Source organism: Stenotrophomonas sp. STEN033 (genome assembly GCF_056856655.1).
Map to the genome: position 1 here is coordinate 28,060 of NZ_JBXFWM010000014.1, position 21,317 is coordinate 49,376.

Annotated in this window: 20 protein-coding genes and 1 tRNA gene; 7 read left to right on the forward strand and 14 right to left on the reverse strand. The window is 64.2% G+C overall.

The window, feature by feature from the left end; genetic code table 11:
• The first annotated feature begins 79 nt into the window (after positions 1-79).
• Positions 80-155: transfer RNA gene (locus tag AC1VXC_RS06960), tRNA-Thr, on the forward strand.
• Positions 156-297: 142 nt separating this feature from the next.
• Here the strand turns inward: AC1VXC_RS06960 and AC1VXC_RS06965 are convergent.
• Positions 298-879: an N-acetyltransferase family protein gene (locus AC1VXC_RS06965; protein WP_481538167.1), complete on the reverse strand. Its 582-nt coding sequence runs from the start codon at positions 877-879 to the stop codon at positions 298-300.
• A gap of 99 nt (positions 880-978) precedes the next feature.
• On the opposite strand from AC1VXC_RS06965, the gene AC1VXC_RS06970 reads away from it, so the two are divergent.
• A complete protein-coding gene (locus AC1VXC_RS06970; protein WP_313494075.1) occupies positions 979-1,449 on the forward strand; it encodes a hypothetical protein in 471 nt (156 codons plus the stop codon).
• A gap of 104 nt (positions 1,450-1,553) precedes the next feature.
• Here AC1VXC_RS06970 and AC1VXC_RS06975 read toward each other — a convergent pair whose 3' ends face one another.
• From AC1VXC_RS06975 to AC1VXC_RS07015, 9 genes are all read right to left on the reverse strand, one after another.
• Positions 1,554-2,063, reverse strand: coding sequence for a lipocalin family protein (locus tag AC1VXC_RS06975; RefSeq protein WP_481538181.1), 510 nt, complete (start codon positions 2,061-2,063; stop codon positions 1,554-1,556).
• Positions 2,064-2,101: 38 nt separating this feature from the next.
• Complete coding sequence (locus AC1VXC_RS06980) at positions 2,102-3,178, reverse strand: SAM-dependent methyltransferase (RefSeq protein WP_313171200.1); 1,077 nt, start codon at positions 3,176-3,178, stop codon at positions 2,102-2,104.
• The gene (locus tag AC1VXC_RS06985; protein WP_313171198.1) at positions 3,175-3,960 is read right to left on the reverse strand and encodes a DUF1295 domain-containing protein; all 786 of its coding nucleotides are present in this window, start codon (positions 3,958-3,960) and stop codon (positions 3,175-3,177) included. Before AC1VXC_RS06985 ends, AC1VXC_RS06980 begins: the two co-directional genes overlap by 4 nt.
• The gene (locus AC1VXC_RS06990) at positions 3,957-4,505 is read right to left on the reverse strand and encodes a DUF2878 domain-containing protein (RefSeq protein ID WP_313171196.1); all 549 of its coding nucleotides are present in this window, start codon (positions 4,503-4,505) and stop codon (positions 3,957-3,959) included. The genes AC1VXC_RS06985 and AC1VXC_RS06990 overlap by 4 nt, the downstream gene beginning before the upstream one ends.
• Position 4,506: 1 nt before the next feature.
• Positions 4,507-5,766, reverse strand: a complete 1,260-nt coding sequence (locus AC1VXC_RS06995) for a class I SAM-dependent methyltransferase (RefSeq protein WP_313171194.1) — start codon at positions 5,764-5,766, stop codon at positions 4,507-4,509.
• On the reverse strand, positions 5,763-6,530 hold the full coding sequence (locus AC1VXC_RS07000) for a DUF1365 domain-containing protein (protein ID WP_313171192.1): 768 nt from the start codon (positions 6,528-6,530) through the stop codon (positions 5,763-5,765). Before AC1VXC_RS07000 ends, AC1VXC_RS06995 begins: the two co-directional genes overlap by 4 nt.
• Entirely contained in the window at positions 6,527-7,804 is a 1,278-nt protein-coding gene (locus tag AC1VXC_RS07005) for an NAD(P)/FAD-dependent oxidoreductase (RefSeq protein WP_481538166.1), read from the reverse strand. Before AC1VXC_RS07005 ends, AC1VXC_RS07000 begins: the two co-directional genes overlap by 4 nt.
• Before the next feature lies 1 nt (position 7,805).
• Positions 7,806-8,762, reverse strand: coding sequence for an acyl-CoA desaturase (locus tag AC1VXC_RS07010; RefSeq protein ID WP_481538165.1), 957 nt, complete (start codon positions 8,760-8,762; stop codon positions 7,806-7,808).
• A gap of 83 nt (positions 8,763-8,845) precedes the next feature.
• Entirely contained in the window at positions 8,846-9,613 is a 768-nt protein-coding gene (locus tag AC1VXC_RS07015; RefSeq protein WP_481538164.1) for a hypothetical protein, read from the reverse strand.
• Between the two features lie 132 nt (positions 9,614-9,745).
• On the opposite strand from AC1VXC_RS07015, the gene AC1VXC_RS07020 reads away from it, so the two are divergent.
• From AC1VXC_RS07020 to AC1VXC_RS07030, 3 genes are read left to right on the forward strand one after another with little or no spacing between them, the layout of a single operon-like run.
• On the forward strand, positions 9,746-10,369 hold the full coding sequence (locus tag AC1VXC_RS07020) for a sigma-70 family RNA polymerase sigma factor (protein ID WP_313171185.1): 624 nt from the start codon (positions 9,746-9,748) through the stop codon (positions 10,367-10,369).
• Positions 10,366-11,040, forward strand: coding sequence for a ChrR family anti-sigma-E factor (locus AC1VXC_RS07025; RefSeq protein ID WP_481538163.1), 675 nt, complete (start codon positions 10,366-10,368; stop codon positions 11,038-11,040). Before AC1VXC_RS07020 ends, AC1VXC_RS07025 begins: the two co-directional genes overlap by 4 nt.
• Before the next feature lie 17 nt (positions 11,041-11,057).
• A complete protein-coding gene (locus tag AC1VXC_RS07030; RefSeq protein WP_313171181.1) occupies positions 11,058-11,744 on the forward strand; it encodes a Rossmann-fold NAD(P)-binding domain-containing protein in 687 nt (228 codons plus the stop codon).
• Between the two features lie 41 nt (positions 11,745-11,785).
• On the opposite strand, the gene AC1VXC_RS07035 is transcribed toward AC1VXC_RS07030, so the two are convergent.
• A complete protein-coding gene (locus AC1VXC_RS07035; protein ID WP_481538162.1) occupies positions 11,786-12,271 on the reverse strand; it encodes a TspO/MBR family protein in 486 nt (161 codons plus the stop codon).
• A gap of 63 nt (positions 12,272-12,334) precedes the next feature.
• On the opposite strand from AC1VXC_RS07035, the gene AC1VXC_RS07040 reads away from it, so the two are divergent.
• Complete coding sequence (locus AC1VXC_RS07040) at positions 12,335-12,715, forward strand: hypothetical protein (RefSeq protein ID WP_313494068.1); 381 nt, start codon at positions 12,335-12,337, stop codon at positions 12,713-12,715.
• Between the two features lie 308 nt (positions 12,716-13,023).
• Here the strand turns inward: AC1VXC_RS07040 and AC1VXC_RS07045 are convergent, their stop codons facing one another.
• Complete coding sequence (locus tag AC1VXC_RS07045; RefSeq protein ID WP_313171175.1) at positions 13,024-14,043, reverse strand: response regulator; 1,020 nt, start codon at positions 14,041-14,043, stop codon at positions 13,024-13,026.
• A 5-nt stretch (positions 14,044-14,048) separates the two neighbouring features.
• The gene (locus AC1VXC_RS07050) at positions 14,049-18,545 is read right to left on the reverse strand and encodes a PAS domain S-box protein (RefSeq protein ID WP_481538161.1); all 4,497 of its coding nucleotides are present in this window, start codon (positions 18,543-18,545) and stop codon (positions 14,049-14,051) included.
• 615 nt (positions 18,546-19,160) lie between these two features.
• Here AC1VXC_RS07050 and AC1VXC_RS07055 point away from each other — a divergent pair.
• Complete coding sequence (locus AC1VXC_RS07055; protein ID WP_481538160.1) at positions 19,161-20,435, forward strand: glutamate carboxypeptidase; 1,275 nt, start codon at positions 19,161-19,163, stop codon at positions 20,433-20,435.
• Between the two features lie 278 nt (positions 20,436-20,713).
• Here the strand turns inward: AC1VXC_RS07055 and AC1VXC_RS07060 are convergent, their stop codons facing one another.
• Positions 20,714-21,145 carry a CBS domain-containing protein gene (locus AC1VXC_RS07060; RefSeq protein WP_313171168.1) on the reverse strand — a complete coding sequence of 144 codons (432 nt, stop codon included), beginning with the start codon at positions 21,143-21,145 and terminating at the stop codon, positions 20,714-20,716.
• Between the last annotated feature and the right edge of the window lie 172 nt (positions 21,146-21,317).

Consider the following 21,317-nt stretch of genomic DNA (forward strand, 5'->3'; position numbering starts at 1 on the left):
TCGGGAAGCACCGGTCTCGGCTGGGCTTTCCCCAGGTTGCAGCGCTACCATCGCGCAACCGCAGCACGTAACACGCCTTGCCGCTTTAGCTCAGTTGGTAGAGCAACTGTCTTGTAAACAGTAGGTCATCCGTTCGATTCGGATAAGCGGCACCATCGCCTGATCCCATGGCGTCCAGGCACGTCCGGAATTCATGAAAAAGCCCGCAGAGATGCGGGCTTTTGTGCGTACGGGCCCAGGCATTTCGTCAGCGCCGTTCAGCGCCGAACTGCGGATTTGCAGCGCAGGCGTCCCTGACTACCTCCTGTGCTTTTCAAACCGGACATCACCTTCCGGCAAGTCCGCTACGTGCTGCCAGCCCAGGGCTCTATAGAAACCGCTGGCGCGACTGGCTTCAGCTGTTTCCAGCCAGATCGTCTGGTGGTGCTGGAACAGGAACTCCTCCGCCTTGTTCATCAGGCTACGGCCCAGGCCCAGCCCCTCGAACTCCGGCAGGACGAAGGCGGCAAACACGCAAGCGTCTACGACATCCGCCATCGAGAAGCCAACCGGTACGCCATCTACCTCGGCGACCCAGGCGCATGGAGCCTCCAGAATCGCCTGTTGAATCGCCTGATGGGTAATTCCCACCTCGGCAAGTTGGTCAAGCGACAGATGATTCTTTTGAACGCTGGTACGGATGTGGAAAATGGCGTCGATGTCGGCCGGGGTGGCCAGCCTTATTGCTCTTCCCTTCACGAACTGCTCCTTCAACTTCGGCGGACATGATGCAACGCTTCTTGCATGCCCGGCCAATGATCCGTGTCCCAACCTCCAACGCAGGAACTGATCGATCCAGCGCACGCCGAATTGTGGCTGGTCGGCAGGCGGTCGCGTCATACCTTTGCCTGGCTTGGGGCGGCACGTGGCAAACTTGGCACTGGTGGTCAAGAGCGCACTTGTTGCGCGCCTGCCTCGGGAGGAGTGGCGTTGAGAGACTTGTCCGTCGAGGAACAGATAGCCAGGTTTCGGCGTGGACTGGCGAATGGAATCATTGCTCGTTTCCACTATTGGTTGTTGGCCATCGCCGTGCTGTGTGCGATTGCCGCGCTGCTGCTCTGGCATCCACTGCCACTGCTGTTCACAGTCTTCTTCTGCGTCGTCGCGCTGTCTGATCGCGGCGCGGGTCGTAACATTGCCGCCGCGGTCACTGCCTACGATATGGGCACGCCGACGCCCTGCGAGGTGGTCATTGAGCTGCGGGAATGGAGCGACGTGGTGACCTGCCACGCCAAGATCATGCAGGGCGAAGCGGTTGCCTGGATCTTTAAGTTCGTTCCGCAGGGCTGGCGTCCGCTTGCAGGCCGATATGCCGGTAGGGTTTGGAGCAAGGACAGCAGTGGTGCGCCGCTGCTCGCGACCATTGACGGCGGTGTGCTTATCCCGCGACGCGATCCCGTACGTCCTTGAGTGCTCTCCAACTCACGAGATGACGGCGACGTATTGGAATGTATCCGTCGTCAGCAGGAGATGATTGCTACCAGCCCATCTGCTTCGATGCTTGTCCTTGTGCCTCAACGCGCTGACTGCGGTACCCGCCGCAACTTGCTTACGTCATAACCCATTGCCTTGATGCGCTCCACCGCGCGTTGATAGTCCGCTTCCGAAACCTGCGGGGTGCGCGCCATGTACCAGACGTAGTCGCGCTTGCTGCGGGCGACGATGGTCTGGCTGTAACCTTCGTCCACCCAGGCGATGATGTATTCGGCCTGGATCGGCCAGATGAACTGCATGCCCCAGACTGCGCCATTGCCTTCGGCTTCGACCTTGCCGATGGGGTGCATTGATTTCAGCGGCGCCTGGAAGCTGCCCTTGCGGTAGGTGAAGGTGGTCTGGATACGTCCGTCGGGCCGCGGTGCATAGCTTTCCACCGCATCGAAGGCTTCGCGTTCCGGTCGCGACGGAATATGCGCGATCACATACCAGTCGCCCATGAAGCGCGGAACATCCACCGATGCCGGGCGCGGGATCGGGCGCGTATCCAGATTGCTGCAGCCAGCGCCGAACAAGGCGATGGACAGCATCGACAGCAGTGGCAAGGTTCGCATGCGCGCGTCCTTTTTCAGCGGGGACGGAACAGGTAGTGCGCCACCAGCCATTGCTGGCCGTCGTCGTAACCGAACAGCTCCGCGCAGGCCATCCAGAACATGCGCCAGCGCTGCCACCAGATACGTGCCGCGGCATCACTGCCGTAGGTCTGCACCAGCAGCGGCATGAGCTGTTCGCGGGCGGCATCCTGGCGCTGCAGCCAATGGTTGGCGGTGCGTTGATAGTGGCGGCCATCCAGCAGCCAGCGCTGCAGCAGCTGCATGTCACCCTGGAAATGCAGCAGGGTATCGGCAGCCGGCATCAACCCGCCGGTGAAGAAATGACGCCCCATCCAGTTGTCCTCGCCCATCGTGTCGAACGGATACATATGCGTGCGATGGGCAAAGATATGCACGAACAAGGCGCCGTCCGGCTTCAGCCAGCGCGAGATGCGGCCAAGCAGGCGTTCGTAGTTGCGGATGTGCTCGAACATCTCCACCGATACACAGCGGTCGAACGTGGCGGCAGGCAGCTGCAGTTGGTTGACGTCGATGGTCAGCACCTCGACGTTGTCCAGGCCGCGTGCCTTGCACTGGGCGAGGATGTGCTTGCGCTGGCTGTGTGAGTTGGAGACTGCAGTGATGCGCGCGCCAGGATAGCGCTCGGCCATCCACAAGGTCAGTGAGCCCCAGCCGCAGCCCAGCTCAAGGATGTGCTGGCCATTGGCGAGCCCGGCGCGTTGCCCGTACAGCTCCAGCATGGCGTCCTCGGCCTGATCCAGGGTCTCGGTGCCGGTGTGGTAGTAGCAGCTGCTGTACTTCAAGCGGTGGCCAAGGCAGGCCTGGAAGAACGCCGCAGGTACTTCGTAGTGCTGGCGGTTGGCAGCATCCACATGCAGGGCGAGCGGACTGCTGGACAACTCGGCGATGCGCCGGCTGAACCGCTCCGATTGCGCTTGCAGGCCTTCCTCCGATTCCTCCTCCAGGCGCTGTGCGCACAGGCGGCGGATGCCCCAGCGCAGTGCGGCATCCGGCAGCCAACCGCGCTCGGCCCAGCCGGTCAGGCCGGGCTCGGCATGGATGGCGGAATCCAGTTGCGTGGCTGCATTCATGGCGATTGCTCCTTGGCGGTGCGAGGAAACCAGGGGAAGAACATCGGGGTACTGCGTTGGTAAGCGCGGTAGTCTTCACCGCGGCTGCGTAGCGCCTGCTTCTCGGTGAAGGGCACGCCGCTCAGGTAGCGCAGGAACAGGTACATCAGTACCGGGCCGGTCCATGCCAGCCACCAGAGTGGTGAGCCAACGGCCAGCAGCACGTAGGTGAACCAATGCAGCCATTCGAAGAAATAGTTCGGATGCCGGGAGTAGCGCCAAAGCCCCTGCCGACAGGTGCGGCCTTTGTTGGCTGGCACAGCACGGAAGCGCGCAAGCTGGCGGTCGGCAATAGACTCGCCGAGCACGCTCAGCAGCCAAACCAAACCTGCTGCTATCACCCAGATGTAGCCATCGGTGTGCGGATTGCCGGCCACCGCGACGAACGGCAGCGCGAACAGAACTATCAGCAATGCCTGGGCAATGAAGAAGCCGAAGATCTTGCCCTGATGGCTGTGCCAATGTTCGCGCAGATACGTGTAGCGACCATCTTCGGACTCGTGTCGCACGCGCTGCCATAGATGCAGGGCAAGCCGGCTTCCCCACAATCCGCCGAGCACGGCCAAGCTGATGCGCGGCAATGCTGCGCCGTCGCCCAACCACGCGAGCAGCAGCGCAGCGGCAGCCAGGCCCTTGGCCCAGAGCACATCGACGATGCCGATATTGCGATGGCGGCGCTGCCAAGCCCAGCCCCAAAGCATGATCGCCACGGCGTACAACAGCACCCAGCCCAGATTGTTCATGTGCAAGCACCTGTTGGTTGCCCTTGTGTTGAACTGCGGTTCCACCTGCGCGCATTCGTGACCAGCAGCGTCAGCGCCACGCTCCAGCCGATGCCAAGCAGCAGCAAACCATGCCAGGCGGGCGCGGCAAAATGCACGGCGTCAAAGCCGCGTGCAGCGGATAGATAGGCCAGCGGCGCCAACAGCAGGCCGAACGTTGCTGGCAGCGCCCAGTGCCGTTGCAGGAAGGCCATCGAGCAGGTCAGTGTCATCGCGAACGCGGCCCATAGCGCCATGATCCATGGCGGTGGTGCCCAGCCGAACGGCGCAGCGGCGTAGCCGACACGACCGCTTGCTGCCGCAAGCCCATCGACCAGCCAGGCGCACACCAGTGCGAGCAGCAGCAGGCGAAATTCGGTCCGCGGCTGCGCGGCGTTGTAAAGCTGGCTGACGATGTAGAGGGCGGAGGCCAGCAGCGCCGGCCATTGCCAACCCCGTCCGGCACCGGCCACGGCGCACAGCCAGACCAGTTGGTTGCCGAGCAGGTTGAGCAGGGTCCGACGCATGTCAGCTGATCAGCCCGGCGTTGGCGGCGGGTTGATGGCCGGGCCGCGCCAGCAACAGGTGGGAGACGCCGATCGAACGTTCCAGAAAGCCGCCCTCGCAGTAGGCGAGATAGAACTCCCACAGCCGGCAGAAGCGCGCGTCGAAGCCTTGTGCGTGCACCGCAGGCAGCTGCGCCATGAAGCGCTGGCGCCAGGCGCGCAGGGTCAAGGCATAGGAGTAGCCGAAGTCGTGCTGGGCCACCAGCTGCAGGTCGCTGGCGCGGGTCTTCGCCGCCAGGATCGCCGCAATCGAGGGGATGAAACTGCCGGGGAACACGAAGCGCTTGATGTAGTCCACGCTACGCCGGGCCTGTTCGTAGCGATGGTCTTCGATGGTGATCGCCTGCAGCAGCGCGACGCCATCGGGCCTGAGCAAGCGCTGCAGCGTGGCCATGTAGGTGTCCAGGTACTCGGCGCCAATGGCCTCGATCATCTCGATCGAGACCAGCTTGTCGAACTGGCCCTCAAGATCACGGTAATCCTGCATCAGCAGGGTGACCCGGTGCTGCAGCCCCGCCTCGTGCACGCGTTGCACGGCCAGTGCGTGCTGTTCGGCCGAGATCGTGGTGGTCGTGACATGGCAGCCGTAGTGCCGTGCGGCGTGCAGGGCGAAACCACCCCAGCCGGTACCGATTTCGATCACGCGGTCGCCGGCTTGCAACTGCAACTGCTGGCAGATGCGATCGAGCTTGCGCTGCGAGGCCTGCTCCAGCGAGGTGCTCTCGTCGGCGAACAATGCCGACGAATACATCAGGTCTGGCGACAGGAACAACGCGAAGAAATCGTTGCCAAGGTCATAGTGCGCGGCGATGTTGCGGCGGCTGCCTTCGCGGCTGTTGCGCCGCAGCCGGTTCCAGCCACGCAGCAGCCAGCCACCAATACGCGCGGGGCCGCGTTCCATGCCGTCCAGCAGGTCGCGGTTGCGCACCAGGATGCGCACCAGCGTGACCAGGTCATCGCAACGCCAGTCGCCGTTGATATAGCTCTCGCCAGCGCCGACGCTGCCTTGTGCGGCAACCTTGCGATAGAACGCGGGATCATCAATGGTCACCGTGGCCTGCAGCTGGGCGGAAGCATCGCCGAGCACTACCTCGCCGAGCACGTCGCGCACACGCAGGCAACCCTCACGCAGTGGTGCGAGCTCGGCCAGCAGCCGGCGTCGCAGCAGTGCATCCAGCGCACCGGGCCGGGGCAGGGCCACCGAGGAAGTCATCTGGTTCATCGCGTTTTCTCGGCGAGGGAAGGATGGTCATGGACCGGATTGCGCTTGAGCCACAGCCGCAATGCCTGCCAGTGGATGGCGGCGACCACCTGCAGCGTCATCAGCGGGTAGCAGGCCAGCACCCGCGCCAAACCGGCGCCATTGAGCGGGTGGCGCTGCATGGACTGGGTGGCGTCGAACTGGCGCAGGCCTTCGCGCCATACCTGCATATGCACCTGCAGGTCGTCGCCGGGCGCGGTGAGGCGCCAGTCGTAGCGGCAATCCATCGCCATGAACGGCGAAACATGGAAGCACTTGTCGAACTGCCAGCGCAGTGCCCGGCCGTTGCTGAGCGCGGTTGCCGCAGGCAGTACATAGGCGTGGCGTTCTTTCCATGGCGTGTTGGTGATGTCCGCCACGATGCAGTCCAGGCTGACGCCATCGGCCCGGTAGCAGTAGTAGAAGCTGACCGGATTGAACACGTGGCCGGCAACGCGCAGATGGGTAAGCAGGCGCACCGGTCCGGCCGGCCGGTGGCCAAGCACGGTTGCAGCGTGGTCTCTCACCGCATCTGCCAGTGGCCGCGCCGGATCGCCGAAATAGTCGCTGCGGCGGAATTCGGCCAGGTTGCGACGGTTCACTGACCACAGCCAGCGCCCGGCAAATACCTGCTCCAGTTCGTCCAGGTCCAGCAGCAGCTGGGCGATGGGATAGCGGAACGCATGTGGATGCGGCAGATGGCGGCGATGCAGCACATGGCCGAGGTAGATCGCACTGTTGGTCATGCGGCTGCCTCCGGCTGCGGCAGCCAGAAGGCGTTTGGCCTGCGCGCGGTCAATGCATCCACCACGCGGCGGGCACTGCGTATGCCATCTTCGTGGAAGCCCCAGCCCCAGTACGCGCCGGCGAACCAGGTGTGGCGTTGGCCCTGGATATCGGCCCAGCGCTGTTGTGCCGCCACCGCGGCGTGGTCGTGCACCGGGTGCGCGTAGCGCATGCGGCGCAGCACCTTGGCCGGATCGATCCGTGCGCTGTCGTTGAGCGTCACCACCAGCGGCGTATCGCCTGGAAGTCCCTGCAGCAGGTTCATGCAGTAGCTGACCGTGCAGGGTGCGTCGGTTGCGTCCGGTACGTGCGCATTCCAGGCCGCCCACGCCTTGCGCCTGCGTGGCAGCAGGGAGGCATCGGTATGCAGCACCACGTCGTTGTGCTGGTAGTTGATGGCGCCCAGTATCTGCTGCTCGAGCGTGTCCGCGTCATCGAGCAGGCGCAAGGCCTGGTCGCTGTGGCAGGCCATGATCACTTCATCGAAGCCTTCAACGCCTGCGGCGCTGTGGACCCACGCCCCGTCCGCTTCGCGCTCAACCTTCCAGACCGCGCATTCAAGCCGTTCGCGCACCTGCCAGCGTGCCCGCAGGGCGTCGATGTAGCGTGCCGAGCCGCCTTTCACCACGCGCCATTGCGGGCGTCCGCTGATCTGCAGCATCTGGTGGTTGGCCATGAACTGGACCAGGTAGCGTGCCGGGAAATCGCACACGGTGGCGGTCGGCGAGGACCATAGGGCCGATGCCATCGGCAGCAGGTGTTCCTCGACGAAGGCCTCGCCGTAGCGCTGGCTGCGCAGGTACTCGCCCAGCGTGGGGCCGGCGTCGCCATCCAGCAGGACGGGTGCATCACGATAGAAGCGGCGCAGGTCGCGCAGCATGCCCCAGAAGCGTGGCGACAGCAGGTTGCGACGCTGGCAGAACAGGCCGTCGAGCGAGGTCGCGTTGTACTCCACGCCGCTGCGCTCGCTGTGCATGGAAAAGCTCATCGTGGTCGGCTGCGATTCCACCCCAAGCTCATCGAACAGCGCGCTCAGCAGCGGGTAGTGCTGCGGGTTGAAGACGATGAAGCCGGTATCCACGGCCATCGGTATCCCGTCCACCTGCAGTGCATGGGTATGGGTGTGGCCGCCGAGGTAGTCATTGGCCTCGAACAAGGTGACTTCATGCGCGCCATCCAGCCACCAGGCGCTGGCCAGCCCGGCAATTCCCGAACCAATGACGGCGATACGCATGTCAGCTCCTCGCCTTGGCCAGCACCCAGGCCGGGATTGGCTTGAGCTCCTTGACCAGGCCCAGCATCGCCATCAACCGCAGGCCATACCAGGTCAGGTCGATCTCCCACCAGCGGAATCCCTGGCGCACCGTGCCGGGGAAGAAATGGTGGTTGTTGTGCCAGCCCTCACCGAAGGTGAGCAGCGCCAGCCAGAAATTGTTGCGGCTGTCGTCGCGGGTGTCGAAGCGACGGCGACCGAAGCGGTGGGCCAGTGAATTGATGGTGACGGTGGCGTGGAACAACATCACTGTGGAAATGAAGAATCCCCAGACCAGCAATTGCATGCCGGAGGTCTGCAGGCCCGGTGCCCAGCGTTCAAGCGCCGCGCCCAGTGCATAAAGGGAAGCGGCGAGCAGCAGCGGTACCACGGTGTCGAAGCGGTCCAGCCAGCGCAGTTCCGGGAAGCGGGCCAGATCCGGCACGCGCTGCAGGTCGGTGGCGAAGGCGTCACGGGTCAGGAACCAGCCAACATGGCTGCGCCAGAAGCCTTTCTGCTGCGGAGAATGTGGGTCCAGCGGCTGGTCGGCGTGCCGGTGGTGGTGCCGGTGATGCGCCGCCCACCACAGCGGCCCGCGCTGCACGCTGGAGGCGCCGACAAGGGCGAACAGAAACTGCACCGCGCGCGATGTCTGGAAGGTGCGGTGGGAAAAGTAGCGGTGATAGAACGCGGTGATCGCGAACATCCGCACCGCATACAAGGCCAGCGCGACAGCAACTGCCGTCCACGACGACCCGGTCCAGATCACCCCCAGGCAGCCGATGTGCAGCAGCGCGAAGGGCAGGGCGCGCATCCAATCGATGCGATCGCCCGCCTGCGTCTCGCCAACGACGTCAGCGCTACCGGCGGTGTCGAACCAGCGCTGGATCGTACGCAGCAGGGCCACGCGTCGGCGGGGCAGGGGCGCAGCGGGTGCCATGGCGCGTATCTCGAGAGGTTTCCTGCCCTTCTCTACGGCGCGCGGCGCTGATTGGATGCAGCGTAATGAAGATTCCATTCGAATCAGCCCCGCATGGCGGCACAGCGCGGCACCAGTGCCTGCTGCAGCTCGGCCTGCCATTGCGCAAGTGGACGTTCCACTGCCTTCTGCGCAAAGCGCACGGTCACCACCGGGTAGTCGCCGCGGGCATCGCGCAGGTTGCTGGTACCGTGGAACTCCAGCAGGCGCCGATCGGCATCGGCATAGACCAGCGCCAGACGCGGCGCGACCACCCCGTACCAGGCATCCAGCTGCACCTGGATGGCCTGGGCATCCAGCCCCTGCCAGCGGACTGCGCCGACACGCTGCACCTGTACCGGGTAGTAGCGCTGGCGACTGGGGACGAGGAATTGCAGGCTGAGCCGCTCGCCCTGCATCAATTGCTGCCAGTGCGCACGCACGGCGGCGTCGAACCCGGCGTCGATCACCGCATCGGGCGGAAGCGGAAGCCGCTGCGCCCGCGTTTTCGCCGCCGCGTCCTCCTTCCAGTTCAGTTGTACGACGCCTCCCGTCGCAGCAACGCTGGCGGCCTGGCCACTACGGCGATCCTCCCAGCGATAGCTGGGTGCCTGGGCGGAACCGTTGACCTGCATGTGCTTGCGCGCGAAGGGCTGGCCGTCGGGGCACAGGTAGTGCACCCAGCGCTCGGCTGCGTCGCCGGCGCCGCGTTGCCAATGTACCTCGCGGTAGGCCACGGCCCCGTCGCGGGTCGTGGCAACGCCTTCACCGCGCAGCAACGGCGCTGCCGACGCCATGCAGGGCAGGAACAACAACAGGCAGGCCATGCGCATGGGGGCATCCCGGAATGAGCTCTCCCTGCCTACGAGCGAGGCCAGCCGCTGGATGCAGGCACGGCGGTGCATCCAAACGCCGCCACCGCGCGTAGGAAGGACAACACATTCACTGCAGCCCTGCCCACGCAGATGTACCCTGATCCCCGCAACCTCCCTTCCCCCTTAGACACCGCCCGGATCGTGTCCAGTTCACAGCAGCTGAGCAAAGAGCCAATGAACTGGGCCGGTGACATGGACGGTGTGGCGCGGCTGCGCGATCGCGACTGCTTCATGCGCATCTACGACCACTTCATGCCGCGCCTGTGCGTATACCTGCGTGGCCTGGGTGCTCCGGAGGCGGTGGCCGAGGAACTGGCGCAGGAGTGCCTGCTGCGCTTGTGGCTGCGGGCCGCGGAATTCGATCCGGCACAGGGCGCGCTGAGTACCTGGCTGTACCGCATCGCGCGCAACCTGCATATCGATCGTGTCCGCCACGAGCGCAGCTGGACGCTGGTGCAGGCGGCGGTGGAGAACGCGGCCGCGGCCGATGTGCTTGATCGCAGCAGTGCCGAGCAGTTCGCCGATCATGCGAGATTGCGCCAGCGCATCAACGAGTTGTCGGCGGTGCAGGCGCGGCTGGTGCGGATGTCCTACTTCGAAGCAAAGAGCCACGGCGAGATCGCGCAGACGTTGGGAATGCCATTGGGTACGGTCAAATCACATCTGCGGCGGGCCTTCCTGTTGCTGCAGTCCAAGGTCGGGGGTGCGTCATGAATCCGCACCACCACCTGCAGGAGTCCACCTTGATGAGTTACGCCGCCGGCGCGCTGCAGGCACCGTTGAGCATTGTTGCCGGTACCCACCTTGAGCAGTGCCCGCACTGCCGCCAGCGTCTGCGTGATGCCGAAGCGCTTGGCTCGGCGTTGCTCGAACAGACCCAGCCCGTGCTCGACGATACACGGCGCGACACACTGCGCGCCGCCATGCTGGCGCAGCTGATGGATGTGGACCCGCCCGCGATGCCGCCACTGGAGCGGCAGTCACCGCCGGAGCGACCGCAGGCCGACCCGGAGTATCTACCGGCATCGCTGCATCCGTATTTCGGCGACTCGCTGGCGAGCCTGCGCTGGCGCTGGATGGCGCCGGGCGTGCATTGCATCCGTGCACGGCAGATGCCGTCGCTGATCATGTTGAAGATCGCGCCGGGCAAATGCCTGCCCATGCACAGCCATGGCCGCAGTGAACTCACCCAGGTCCTGCGTGGTTCGTACAACGACGCGCTGGGGCTGTTTGCTCCCGGCGATGTGGCGGACCTGGATGCCGAGGTGGAACACCAGCCGGTGACCGCGCCCGGTGTGCCGTGCATCTGTGTTTCGGCACTGGATGCACCGCTGGTATTCAGTGGCTGGTTGGCACGCAAGGTGCAGCGCTTCGTCAAACTCTAGTTCGCATGGAGAGGGCAATGGTGAACGATGGCGGGCGGCTGAAGATCGTGTTGACCGGAGCCAGTGGGCTGGTTGGTCAAGGCGTCGCGTTGGCCTGCGCTGGCTCCGTGCATGTAAGACGCACGGTCGCGCTGGTGCGACACGCCGGCGGCCTGGTCACGGCAACCGAGGAGTTGGTGCTGGATGACTTCCTCCAGGCCCATCGTCGCCAGGCCGACCTGGTGGGCTTCGATGCCTGCTTCTATTGCGCCGGCGCCCCGCCCTTGGGCACAGCGGAAGACGCTTACCGGCGGGTCACGCTGGACACCACACTGGCAGTTGCGCAGACCTGGTTTGCAGCCAATCCACAGGGAATGTTCCTGTATGTGTCGGGTGCGCACGCCAATCCTGAAAGCCACCTCATGCCATTGCGCATCAAGGGCGAAACGGAGCGGGCACTGGCCCGGCTGCCGGGACGTACGGTGATGCTGCGGCCAGGCGGGGTGCGACCGGTTGCCGGCACCGGCAGCCGGCATGCGCTGCTGAAGCCGCTGTATGTGGTTGGCGGGCCAATGATGCAGCTGACAGCGGCTGTCCTGCCGTCGATGTTCACCAGCAACCTGGTTCTGGGCCGCGCGATGATCGCGTTGGCAGGCATGCCTGATCCACCTGCCGTTGTGGAATGTAGGCAGATCAATCAGCTTGGGAATGCCGACGCGGGGTAAGCCGGCTGCCGCGGTACCGCGGCAGCAAGGGTTTGGGCTGCCTACAGCAGCCCGGGATTTGCCTGCCAGACCGCGTAGTTGAGCACGCTGGCAAAGCCCACCCAGGCAAGATAGGGCAGCAACATGCAGGCCGCGACCTTGTGGATACGCCAGAACGCAACCAGCGTGGCGACGATCAACACCAGGAGCAACAGGATATCGGCGAAGGCCAAACCGCCCTGTTTCCAGGCGAAGAACAGCCAGCTCCACAAGGTGTTGAGGCCCAACTGCAGCAGGTAAAGGGTCAACGCAGAGGCAGCTGCACGCCAGCCGCGCTCTCGCCAGACAAGGAATGCCGCCAGCGCCATCAGCGCATACAAGGCGGTCCACACCGGTCCGAACAGGCTCGCCGGTGGCGCCCATGTGGGTAGTACAAGGTCGGCGTAGAAACTGGAGGCGGAGATGGAGGCCCGCGCACCAAGCGCTGCGGCGAGAAAGGTGACCAGGAACCAGCCAGAGAAGCCGAGGAGCTGTCTACGTATCTGCATGGCGCTTGCTGGTCCTTTTCGGCTTGGTCATGTGTCGCTTATACGCGGTGCTGCAGGGTTTGGATGCAGCGCCGGCAGCCAATGGTACTGATTGGTGTCTGGTTCAACCCGACAGGCCGATGCGCCTGCCTTGCATCCGACCTGAACCTGGGAGGCGGTGAGCAGGCGTCACCGCAGGCCAGTGGAATGGGCGCTGATGCGCTCCAAGTCGTCGACCGACATTCATGCATCCGCGATCCAGCTGCCGTCCCTCTGTTCAGCACCGAACTCGGCGTCACTGGTATTGGCAAGATCGCCAGCGATACGGCTCGCAATCGCCGCCAGCAGATCGTTGGCGGTGAGCAGATACTGTTTGCTGCCGTATTGGTTGAACCCCACCGCCAATGGAATCGGGTGCTGGTGGATCCGCTCCAGCGCACGCAGCGTCGTCGCAGCTTCGGGTAGTGGCAGCGAATCGGGCGGATAGTCCGCTCATGCGCGGGTTAAGCATTGAAGGGGCGAAAAGTGTCTGGGATAGCGTCGGCGGCTCAGCAGGCGCGCTACCTACCGCCAACGCCCAGAAGGAGCCATTCGACCAGAGGGAATGAATGGGTGTTCTGTTTGGTAATTGAACCCCGGACAGTCAAGGCAAATGCTTGTGCGGCTAGAGGGAGCAGATAAGCACACCGCTGCTGCTTCTGGACATCCCCCTATCTGTCCCGGTGGCATTGTCACTCCGGCGGGTCGGCGTGCGGCCCGCGCACCGCCTCAGCTCAATGTGCTGGCGGGTCAGTAGCCGCGGCCGGTCCGGCTTCCTGCTGATCCCAGTAACGCTTTACTTCCAGGATGCCCGGCAAGCAGTTTCCGAAGGCATCCACCATCTGCGGATCGAAGTGGCTGCCGCGGCCTTCCCTTATCTTTTCGACGACGGCATCCACCGGCCACGGCTCCTTGTAGGGACGCCGGCTTGCCAGGGCATCGAACACATCAGCGATCGCCACGATGCGCGCCGATTCCGGGATGCGGCTGCCAGCCAGACGGTGTGGATAGCCTGTTCCATCCCAGCGTTCGTGATGACTGAGGGCGATCTCGGCTGCCAGTTCGAACAAGGGTGCCTTGCTGCGGCTGAGAATCTCGAAGCCGATCAGCGTGTGACGCTGCATGATCTCCCACTCGCCTGCGTCCAGCTTGCCCGGCTTCTTGAGGATGGCGTCGGGAATCCCGATCTTGCCGGTGTCATGCATCGGCGCGGCCTGCTCCAGCAGTTTCGCCCTGGGGAGCTCCCAGCCCACTGCTTCGGCCAGAACGCGGGCATAGGCGGCCATGCGCCAGATATGCGCGCCGGTATCCGAATCGTTGTAATGCCCCGCGACGCTGAGCATCTGGATGGCATCCTGGTAGCTGCTGTTCAACGCAGAGGCGCGAACAAGCGACAGATGCGTGTTCACCCGCGCGCGCAGGATGAAGGGCGAAACGGGTTTGGTGATGTAGTCCACCCCGCCACAGGCGAAGCCGGCACGTTCGTCCACTTCCCGGTTCAGCGCGGTGACAAAGATGACCGGAATGTGCTCGGTGGCAGCATTGGCCTTGAGCGCGGCCGCCACCTGGTAACCATCCATGCCAGGCATCTCCACATCCAGCAGAACCAGGCTTGGCGTGTGTTTTGCGGCGACGCGCAGCGCCTGTTCGCCGTCGCGTGCGAAGGCCAGCGTGTAGTCGTTTCCAAGAATCTGGCGAAGAAGCGCCAAGTTGTTGGGCTCGTCGTCCACGCAGAGGATCGGGCCGCTGGGCATGTCCGTCAATCCTGGGTTGATGATTGGACAGGGGGGGAATGGGTGTTGAGGCTCTCCAACAAGGCGCGGGCCTCATGTTCGGCCGTGCGGTAATCAAACTCCTCGATACACAGCACGATGCGGCGCCGGACATCGTCAGGTAGCCCGGCCGGCAGGCGGTGGAGGGCATGCTCAATTGCCTCCGGGCTGGCGCTGTCCAAGGCGGCGAGCAATTCTTCAAGCGCATTGATCGGATCGGCATATGGAGGGGCAGTGGCAGGGCGCTGATCGCCTTCATCGGCCTGCGAGTAGTGATGCAGGCTTGCCAATGTTCCCTCAAGCACGGATGCCATTCGCCGGAGCGCGTCGGCCGCGTCCAATTCCAGTGCCAGGCATTCCTCGACGTCGGCGCAGGCGGCAACCAGGCGCGACAACGCAAGCGATGCAGCTGCACCGCGCATGCGGTGCAGGTCGGCGCGTGCCTGTGGTGTGTCATGCCGGGCCAGGCTGGCTTGGACTCCCTCCACCGCACGTTCGTAGCGCCTCGCGAACAGCGCGAGGTTCCGCTTGTAAGGGCCGTCCTCCCGCCAGTAGGCCAGCCCTTTGTCGACGTCGAGCAGCGGCATGCTGCTCAACTCAAGCGCTGATGTAGCCGCATGCTCTGGATGTGTTTGCAGCAGATCCGGTTGTGACGGGCGTGGTTCCGACGCAGCACGCGTGCACCGGAGGATGGCCGCAACCAGGTCGGGCACTTCGAATGGCTTTGCGACGAAGGCATTCATGCCCGCCGTCAACGCCGCATCCTGCTGCGTTCTGAACGCCCCTGCGGTAAGTGCGATGACTGGCAATGCCCGGAGCTCGGGTGATGCGCGGATATGGCGGGTAGCTTCGTAGCCGTCCATCACCGGCATCTGCACATCCATCAACACGGCATCGCAACGATCGGGTTTGTCGCGCAGCAGGTCCAGGGCTGCGCGACCGTCGCAGGCCTGCTCCACGACGGCGCCTTCGTCTTCCAGGATGCGTTGTGCAACCTCCCGGTTGATCTCGCTATCGTCGACCACGAGGAGACGACAGCCCTCCAGTCGGCGGCTCGAGGGCACGGCGCTGCTTCGCGTGCGCAACGCAGGATTTCGCAGGGCCAGCGTTTCGTTGATGGCGTTGTAGAGCACGGATGCGGTGACCGGCTTGGTCAGCACGGCATCAACCGCGGCCCGGTTGGCCTCGTCGTCAACCAGCTTCCGCTCGAAAGCCGTGACCATGATGATGATGGGTTGCTGTGCGGTCTGTACCCGGCGGCGGATGTCCGCGGCGGCGGCAAGCCCGTCCATTCCCAGCATCTGCCAATCCATCAGGACGACATCACAATGCCTGGCGGTGGACGTGGTGACACGCTCGACGGCCTGCAGGCCGGATTCGACTTCCTCGGTTGTCCAGCCGAAGCCGCGGATGAGTGTATTCAGGTGTTCGCGCGCCAGATCATGGTCATCCGCGACCAGTACATGCCACGGGCCCTGTATGGGCAGCTTTTCGCCAGGCGCGCTGGCCAGCGGAAAGTCGAGGGTGAAGAAGAACGTGCTGCCTTGGCCAGGGCTGCTCTCTACCTCCAGCGTGCCTCCCATCAATGCCACCAGCTTCCGGCAGATGCTCAAGCCCAGGCCGGTGCCGCCGAAACGTCGTGTGGTCGATGAGTCGACCTGCGAGAACGGGGAGAAGACCATGGATTGCTTCTCCTGCGGGATACCCATGCCGGTATCGAAGACGGAGAAGCGCAGGCGGATCTTGCGCTCATCCGCGCAGGGCTGGCGAGCGACGTGCAACCCTACCTCACCGCGCTCGATGAATTTGATGGCATTGCTGACCAGGTTCACCAGTACCTGGCCCAGGCGCAGGGCATCGCCGCGCAGGTAGCGCGCACCTTCCGGTGTCGGCGAAACCAGCATTTCCACCGCACGCGTATCCACTGCCGAGGCCATGAGGGTGGCGACGTTGTCGAGCACCTCGGCCAGATCAAAGGGAGCGTGCTCCACTTCGATCCGCCCGGCCTCTATCTTCGAGAAATCCAGCACATCGTTGATGATGCTCAGCAACGACCGTGCCGCCACATTGATCTTGCGGGTCATGTCCTGCGCGGAAGCAGGCAGGTCAGCGCGGTCCAACAGGTAGAGCATGCCCAGGATGGCGTTCATGGGCGTGCGGATTTCATGGCTCATGTTTGCCAGGAAGTCGCTCTTGGAGCGATTGGCCTGTTCGGCGGCGGTGATGGCATGGTGCAGTGCCGAATCACGCTGCTTCTGCTCGGTGAGGTCCGAGGCCATTACCAGGTAGCCGGATGCCTCTCCCTGGTCGTCCTGCAGGGTGCTTACATTCAGCGCGACGGGAAGGCGCTCTCCGTCGGCGCATACATACGTCCATTCGGCGATGTCGCTGCCCTTGCAGGTAGTGAGGGCGGCAATCTGCGCAAAGGATGCACCGACGTTGTTGTGGTGCTGCGTCGACAACGCGGACGCGCGCGAGCGCAGCTCTTCTCCGTCGTGCAGTCGATCGGCATTGGTATCGCTGGCGGTGATCTCATTGGCGTCATAGCCCAGCATGCGCTCCGCCGCGGGATTGAAAAGCGTGATCCGGCCCCGCAGGTCGGTGACGATGATGGCGTAGCCGGCATGTTGCAGGATGGCGCCCAGGCGGGAGGAATAGGTGCGTATCTGCGCGGTCCGATCCAGTACCTGCTGCTCGAGGGTGGCATTGAGGCGCATGATGCCTTCCTCATGCCGTTTGCGTTCGGTGATGTCGATGATGAAGGCGAGCGCGAAACGTCCTTCCGCGGTGTTTATCGGGTTCAGGCCTATTTCCACCGGTACGCGCGCACCATCGCGCCGCAGCCCGTAGAGATCGCGGCCGGCGCCCATCGGGCGCGCCTGGGGCTGTTGGAAGTAGCGTTCGATGTAGCCGGCGTGGTGGCCACGCGTCTCCAATGGCAGGAGGCGATCCATGGTCTTGCCCAGCAGTTCTTCCCGCGGGTAGCCGAAGAGTTCCTCGGCCTTCGCATTGGCCAGTTGGATGCTGCCGGCTTCATTGACCATCAGGATCGCACTGGGCGAAGCCTCCACCACGCGCCTGAACTGCTCCTCGGCACGCAGATGGTGGGAGATGTCATGCAGGAAAAATGATGCGCCCTGCATATGACCGGCGGGGTCGCGGATCACCGAGAGGCTGGCGAGCACATCGACCAGTCCGTGATCCTTGCGGCGCAGCTGGTGCGGTTCGCCGATGATGTCGGTGGACAGATCATCGAAAGCGGGGGTGCCGGCCTCGTCAACGAGCATGCTGTCGATGCGGCGGCCGAGCGCTTCGCTCGCTGCGTAACCGAGGGTTTTCTCCGCAGCCGCATTCCACAAGGTGATACGGCCAACAGGGTTGCAGGCGATGATGGTCTCGCTTGAGCCTGACACCAGTGCCAGCAGCTGTGCGTGATCCAGGAACGCCGCACGCCGTCGCACGCGTGCGGTAGTCACCAGATACCAGACCGCGACGCTCAGCAAGCCCAGCCCGGCGACCACCAGCGAGACCAGCCACGGCGTAGGCAACCCCAGACCTGGGACGAAGGTCGGGCGCGCCTTGAGTTGCACGCGCCAGTTGCGGCCATAGATGCTCATGTGGCGTTCCGACTGCGGCGCGGCGGGATCCAGGGAGTCGAAATCGGGGCTGGTGTAGAAGGGGCCACTGCTGGCGTCTTCGCCTACATCGGTGAGTGCAATCGCGTAGGGACGTTCCTCATGCTCCAGCCGATCAAGCACGGCATCGATCGTCAGCGGCGCGACCACCCAACCACGCGTTTCCATCCATCGTTCTTCAGCGGTGGGCGGAGGTGTGTGGGAGGCGTAGATTGGCAGCAGCAGCAAGAAGCCGTGCCGCTTCAGGCCAGCTTCCTGCACCAAGGTAATGGGTGGTGTGAACGAGGCCTGGCCACTGCGCGCGGCGTATTCCGCCGCCGCACGCCGCACCGGTTCGGAAGCAATGTCCAGTCCGAGGGCGGCCTCGTTGTTGGTCATCGGCTCCATGTAGCGAATGACGAAGCGCTCGCCATCGTTGGGCGCCAGCGTATGCACCTGGAAATCCGGCATGCCGTCGCTGCGCGCGGCCTCGATGAATTCGTCGTGGTCCTCCGCGGCGACGCGCTGGATGTATCCGTAGCCGCGAATGCCCGGGAACTCACGTGCATAGTCACGCGATGCGCTATAGGCGCGGAAACGGTCGCGGTCCAGCTGTGGGCCGGCGGCAATGATCGCTCCCCTGGCGCCACGCAGCCCTTGGTCGAACATCGTCAGCTGTGTCTGCAGCGTAGTGGTAGCTGCATTGGCAACCTGGTCGAAGCGGATGCGCTGGTGTTGTTGGTTGTCGCGATGCTGCGTGATGCCAACAAGTACGGCCAGTGCAATGCCCAACAGGCCCAGGCCGAACGCAAGCCACCGGCGGTCCAGCGATCGCCGGGTGGAAGCTTCGTAGGCATCTCCCTCTTCCATGTACTCCCCCACATGTCTCCAAGACAGTGGCCCTTCTGACGCCAAGGGCACGGCAAGCACGCTGCGCGCACTCTATGACAGTCCGCAACCGGCCTCAAGAGACGCGGTCGGGAACCTCCAAGGCCGCGGCCGATGCGATGCGAGGGTCTTCCAGCGACGGGAAGCCGGCTGACGGCGGGCGGGGCCGTCGGCCATGGCTGGCCGGCCGCGGGAGGAAGGCCGATCGGTTCGGCCGGACGTGTTTCGGGTGAAGGGTGTCGAGGACGGATCAGGAGCCCGGTGCAGGCATTCCATGGTGGGCTCTTACGTTCCGTGGGCAGCGAGACCAAGCCTGTCCAGGTCGGGTCTGGATGCAGACCCGCAGCCTTCATCGTGCAAACGGCAAGCTCCGGGCCGGAACCTTGCTGACTTGCGCGAAGCTGAGCCGTCCTGGGCGCTGGCACTTTGTGGCGGCGTGCGCTGGCAATGCGGATCAGGGCGGCGTTGGGGCGCGATTGCCCGGGAGCCGCGACCGGCCGGGACGCTGTCCGAGCACCAGCCTGCAAGTGCGCAGTGGGGTGAACCGCCGATTGCGGCGGTTATCATCGCGTCGAATCGTTGCCACAGGAGTGATGCATGAGCGTTCTACGTACGGCGATTTTCAGCGGCATGTTGCTGGCAGGTGTCATGGGGCCGCAGGCACAGGTGCAAGCGGCGCAGCTCGATGCACAGCTGCGGTCCGCGGCCATGGCGCAACAACCGGCGGTGATCGAGACACTGCGCGATCTGGTGACGGTGGAATCGGGTTCGACCGACCACGAGGGCGTTGGCAAGCTGATGGCCTATCTGGACAAGCGGCTGAGCGCGCTGGATGCGAAGGTGGAGCGGGTTGCGTCGGCTGCCGGGGGACCGGATCTGGTCCGCGGTACCTTCAGCGGCAACGGCAAGCTGAAGGTCATGCTGATCGCGCATGCCGATACGGTCTATGACCGCGGCATCCTGGAAAAGGAGCCCTTCCAGCAGAAGGGCAATCTGCTGTACGGGCCAGGTATTGCCGACGACAAGGGCGGGATCGCGGTCATCCTGCACTCACTGGCCCTGCTCAAGGCGCGCGGCTGGAATGATTACGCGACGGTCACGGTGTTGTTCAATCCAGACGAAGAGATCGGCTCGCCGGGCTCAGGCGAAACCATTGCCAAGCTGGCCGACGAACATGACGTGGTGTTGTCCTTCGAGCCATCGCCGGCCAAGGCGGTGATCGAGAGCGAAGGCGTGCTGCTCAGTGCCGCCGGCACTTCGCAGGTGCGGATGACGGTGCAGGGTCTGTCCGCACACGCGGGCGCGGCTCCGGAGCAGGGCCGCAACGCACTCGTCGAGTTGGCCCATCAGATCATCCAGACCAAGGACGTGGCCACCGGGGTGCCGGGTGCGCAGCTCAACTGGACCACGGCCAATGCCGGCACGGCGCGGAACCAGATTCCGGAACGCGCCGAAGTGGGGGGTGATGCACGTGTCACGCAGGCCGACAGCAATGCCAATCTGCTGGCGGCACTGCAGGCCAAGGTCAAGGAAAGCCACGCGGTGCCGGATACCACCACCACGGTGACGCTGGAGCCCCTGCGGCCGATCTACGTGGCGGGTGAACGTGGTCGTGAGTTGGCGGACCTGGCACAGGAGATCTATGCCGAACTCGACGGCCGCACGTTGCTGATGCATCCCACCACCAACGGCGGCACCGATGCCGGTTTCGCAGGGCGGTCGGGCCATGCCGCGGTATTGGAAGGCCTGGGCCTGGCAGGCTGGGGTTACCACGCACGCAATGAGTACATCGAGATTGATTCCATCCCGCCACGCCTGTACCTGGCGTCGCGGATGCTCATCGAGTTGGCCAAGCGCGCGCAGCGTCGATAACCGCGGCCCCCCCCTGATTGGGGGCATGTGTGTTGCCTCGCCGGCAACGGTCGACAGCGCTGGAGAACAGCGGTTCTCTCCAGCGCGTGGCCGTTGCAGATGGCGACGCAGGATCGCGTTGAATGCGGGTTTGAACCGCGATACCGCAAGCAGTTCGCGCTGCGTCGCGAAGGTGGCGGTGCAATCGCTGGCATGCCGCTGCTGTCGATCCGGCCGAAGTGAAGGGTGGAGCCTGCGCGTCTCAGCCACGCGGGCCCAGGTTTGAGCGTATGCGCGGTTCAGTGCGCGGCAGTGTAGATGTCCTGCAGCACGGCCTTCTCAAGTTCGAGTTCACTGAGCAGGTTCTTGACGATATCGCCCAGGCTGAGGATGCCGATCAGTCTTGAATCTTCGGTCACCATCAGGTGACGGTGGCGCGAGTACGTCATCAAGGCCATCGCCTGCTTGAGGCTGGCCTCGGGGGCGATGCCTTCCAGGCCCGTCGACGGCAGGCTGGAAATGACCCGGCGTCCCGCCTGGGGGCCATCGTCGGCCACGCTGCGTACGATGTCCTTTTCGGAAATGATGCTTACCGGTACGTCGTCCTTCATCACTACGAGTGCGGCGATCCTGTGCGCGCTCATCTTGTGCGCGGCGGCACCGATGGTGTCTTCCGCATCGATGGTGACAACGGTTTGCTTCTTGGACTGCAGGAGTTCGCGGACGTTCATTGATGTTTCCTGTTGCAGGTTACTCAAACGGAATGGTTCGCCTGGCTGACCGGGAGACGGCAGCCCTGCCGCGATGATCTCGGCACTTTGATTCTAGGAGTCGGGAGCTTGGTTGCTACCTGCGTGGATGAGATGGATCGTCATGCATGCAACGCTGATCTGCAGCATCTCA

Bases quoted from the DNA above. Each gene is read 5' to 3' on its own strand.
- AC1VXC_RS06980 (WP_313171200.1), bottom strand. From the start codon at position 3,178: ATGAATGCAGCCACGCAACTGGATTCCGCCATCCATGCCGAGCCCGGC.
- AC1VXC_RS06965 (WP_481538167.1), bottom strand. From the start codon at position 879: ATGACGCGACCGCCTGCCGACCAGCCACAATTCGGCGTGCGCTGGATC.
- AC1VXC_RS07010 (WP_481538165.1), bottom strand. From the start codon at position 8,762: ATGGCACCCGCTGCGCCCCTGCCCCGCCGACGCGTGGCCCTGCTGCGT.
- AC1VXC_RS07050 (WP_481538161.1), bottom strand. From the start codon at position 18,545: ATGGAAGAGGGAGATGCCTACGAAGCTTCCACCCGGCGATCGCTGGAC.
- AC1VXC_RS07040 (WP_313494068.1), top strand. From the start codon at position 12,335: ATGCAGCGCCGGCAGCCAATGGTACTGATTGGTGTCTGGTTCAACCCG.
- AC1VXC_RS07030 (WP_313171181.1), top strand. From the start codon at position 11,058: ATGGTGAACGATGGCGGGCGGCTGAAGATCGTGTTGACCGGAGCCAGT.
- AC1VXC_RS07015 (WP_481538164.1), bottom strand. From the start codon at position 9,613: ATGCGCATGGCCTGCCTGTTGTTGTTCCTGCCCTGCATGGCGTCGGCA.
- AC1VXC_RS07055 (WP_481538160.1), top strand. From the start codon at position 19,161: ATGAGCGTTCTACGTACGGCGATTTTCAGCGGCATGTTGCTGGCAGGT.
- AC1VXC_RS07025 (WP_481538163.1), top strand. From the start codon at position 10,366: ATGAATCCGCACCACCACCTGCAGGAGTCCACCTTGATGAGTTACGCC.
- AC1VXC_RS07005 (WP_481538166.1), bottom strand. From the start codon at position 7,804: ATGCGTATCGCCGTCATTGGTTCGGGAATTGCCGGGCTGGCCAGCGCC.
- AC1VXC_RS06995 (WP_313171194.1), bottom strand. From the start codon at position 5,766: ATGAACCAGATGACTTCCTCGGTGGCCCTGCCCCGGCCCGGTGCGCTG.
- AC1VXC_RS07000 (WP_313171192.1), bottom strand. From the start codon at position 6,530: ATGACCAACAGTGCGATCTACCTCGGCCATGTGCTGCATCGCCGCCAT.
- AC1VXC_RS07060 (WP_313171168.1), bottom strand. From the start codon at position 21,145: ATGAACGTCCGCGAACTCCTGCAGTCCAAGAAGCAAACCGTTGTCACC.
- AC1VXC_RS07035 (WP_481538162.1), bottom strand. From the start codon at position 12,271: ATGCAGATACGTAGACAGCTCCTCGGCTTCTCTGGCTGGTTCCTGGTC.
- AC1VXC_RS06990 (WP_313171196.1), bottom strand. From the start codon at position 4,505: ATGCGTCGGACCCTGCTCAACCTGCTCGGCAACCAACTGGTCTGGCTG.
- AC1VXC_RS07020 (WP_313171185.1), top strand. From the start codon at position 9,746: ATGTACCCTGATCCCCGCAACCTCCCTTCCCCCTTAGACACCGCCCGG.
- AC1VXC_RS07045 (WP_313171175.1), bottom strand. From the start codon at position 14,043: ATGCCCAGCGGCCCGATCCTCTGCGTGGACGACGAGCCCAACAACTTG.
- AC1VXC_RS06975 (WP_481538181.1), bottom strand. From the start codon at position 2,063: ATGCTGTCCATCGCCTTGTTCGGCGCTGGCTGCAGCAATCTGGATACG.
- AC1VXC_RS06985 (WP_313171198.1), bottom strand. From the start codon at position 3,960: ATGAACAATCTGGGCTGGGTGCTGTTGTACGCCGTGGCGATCATGCTT.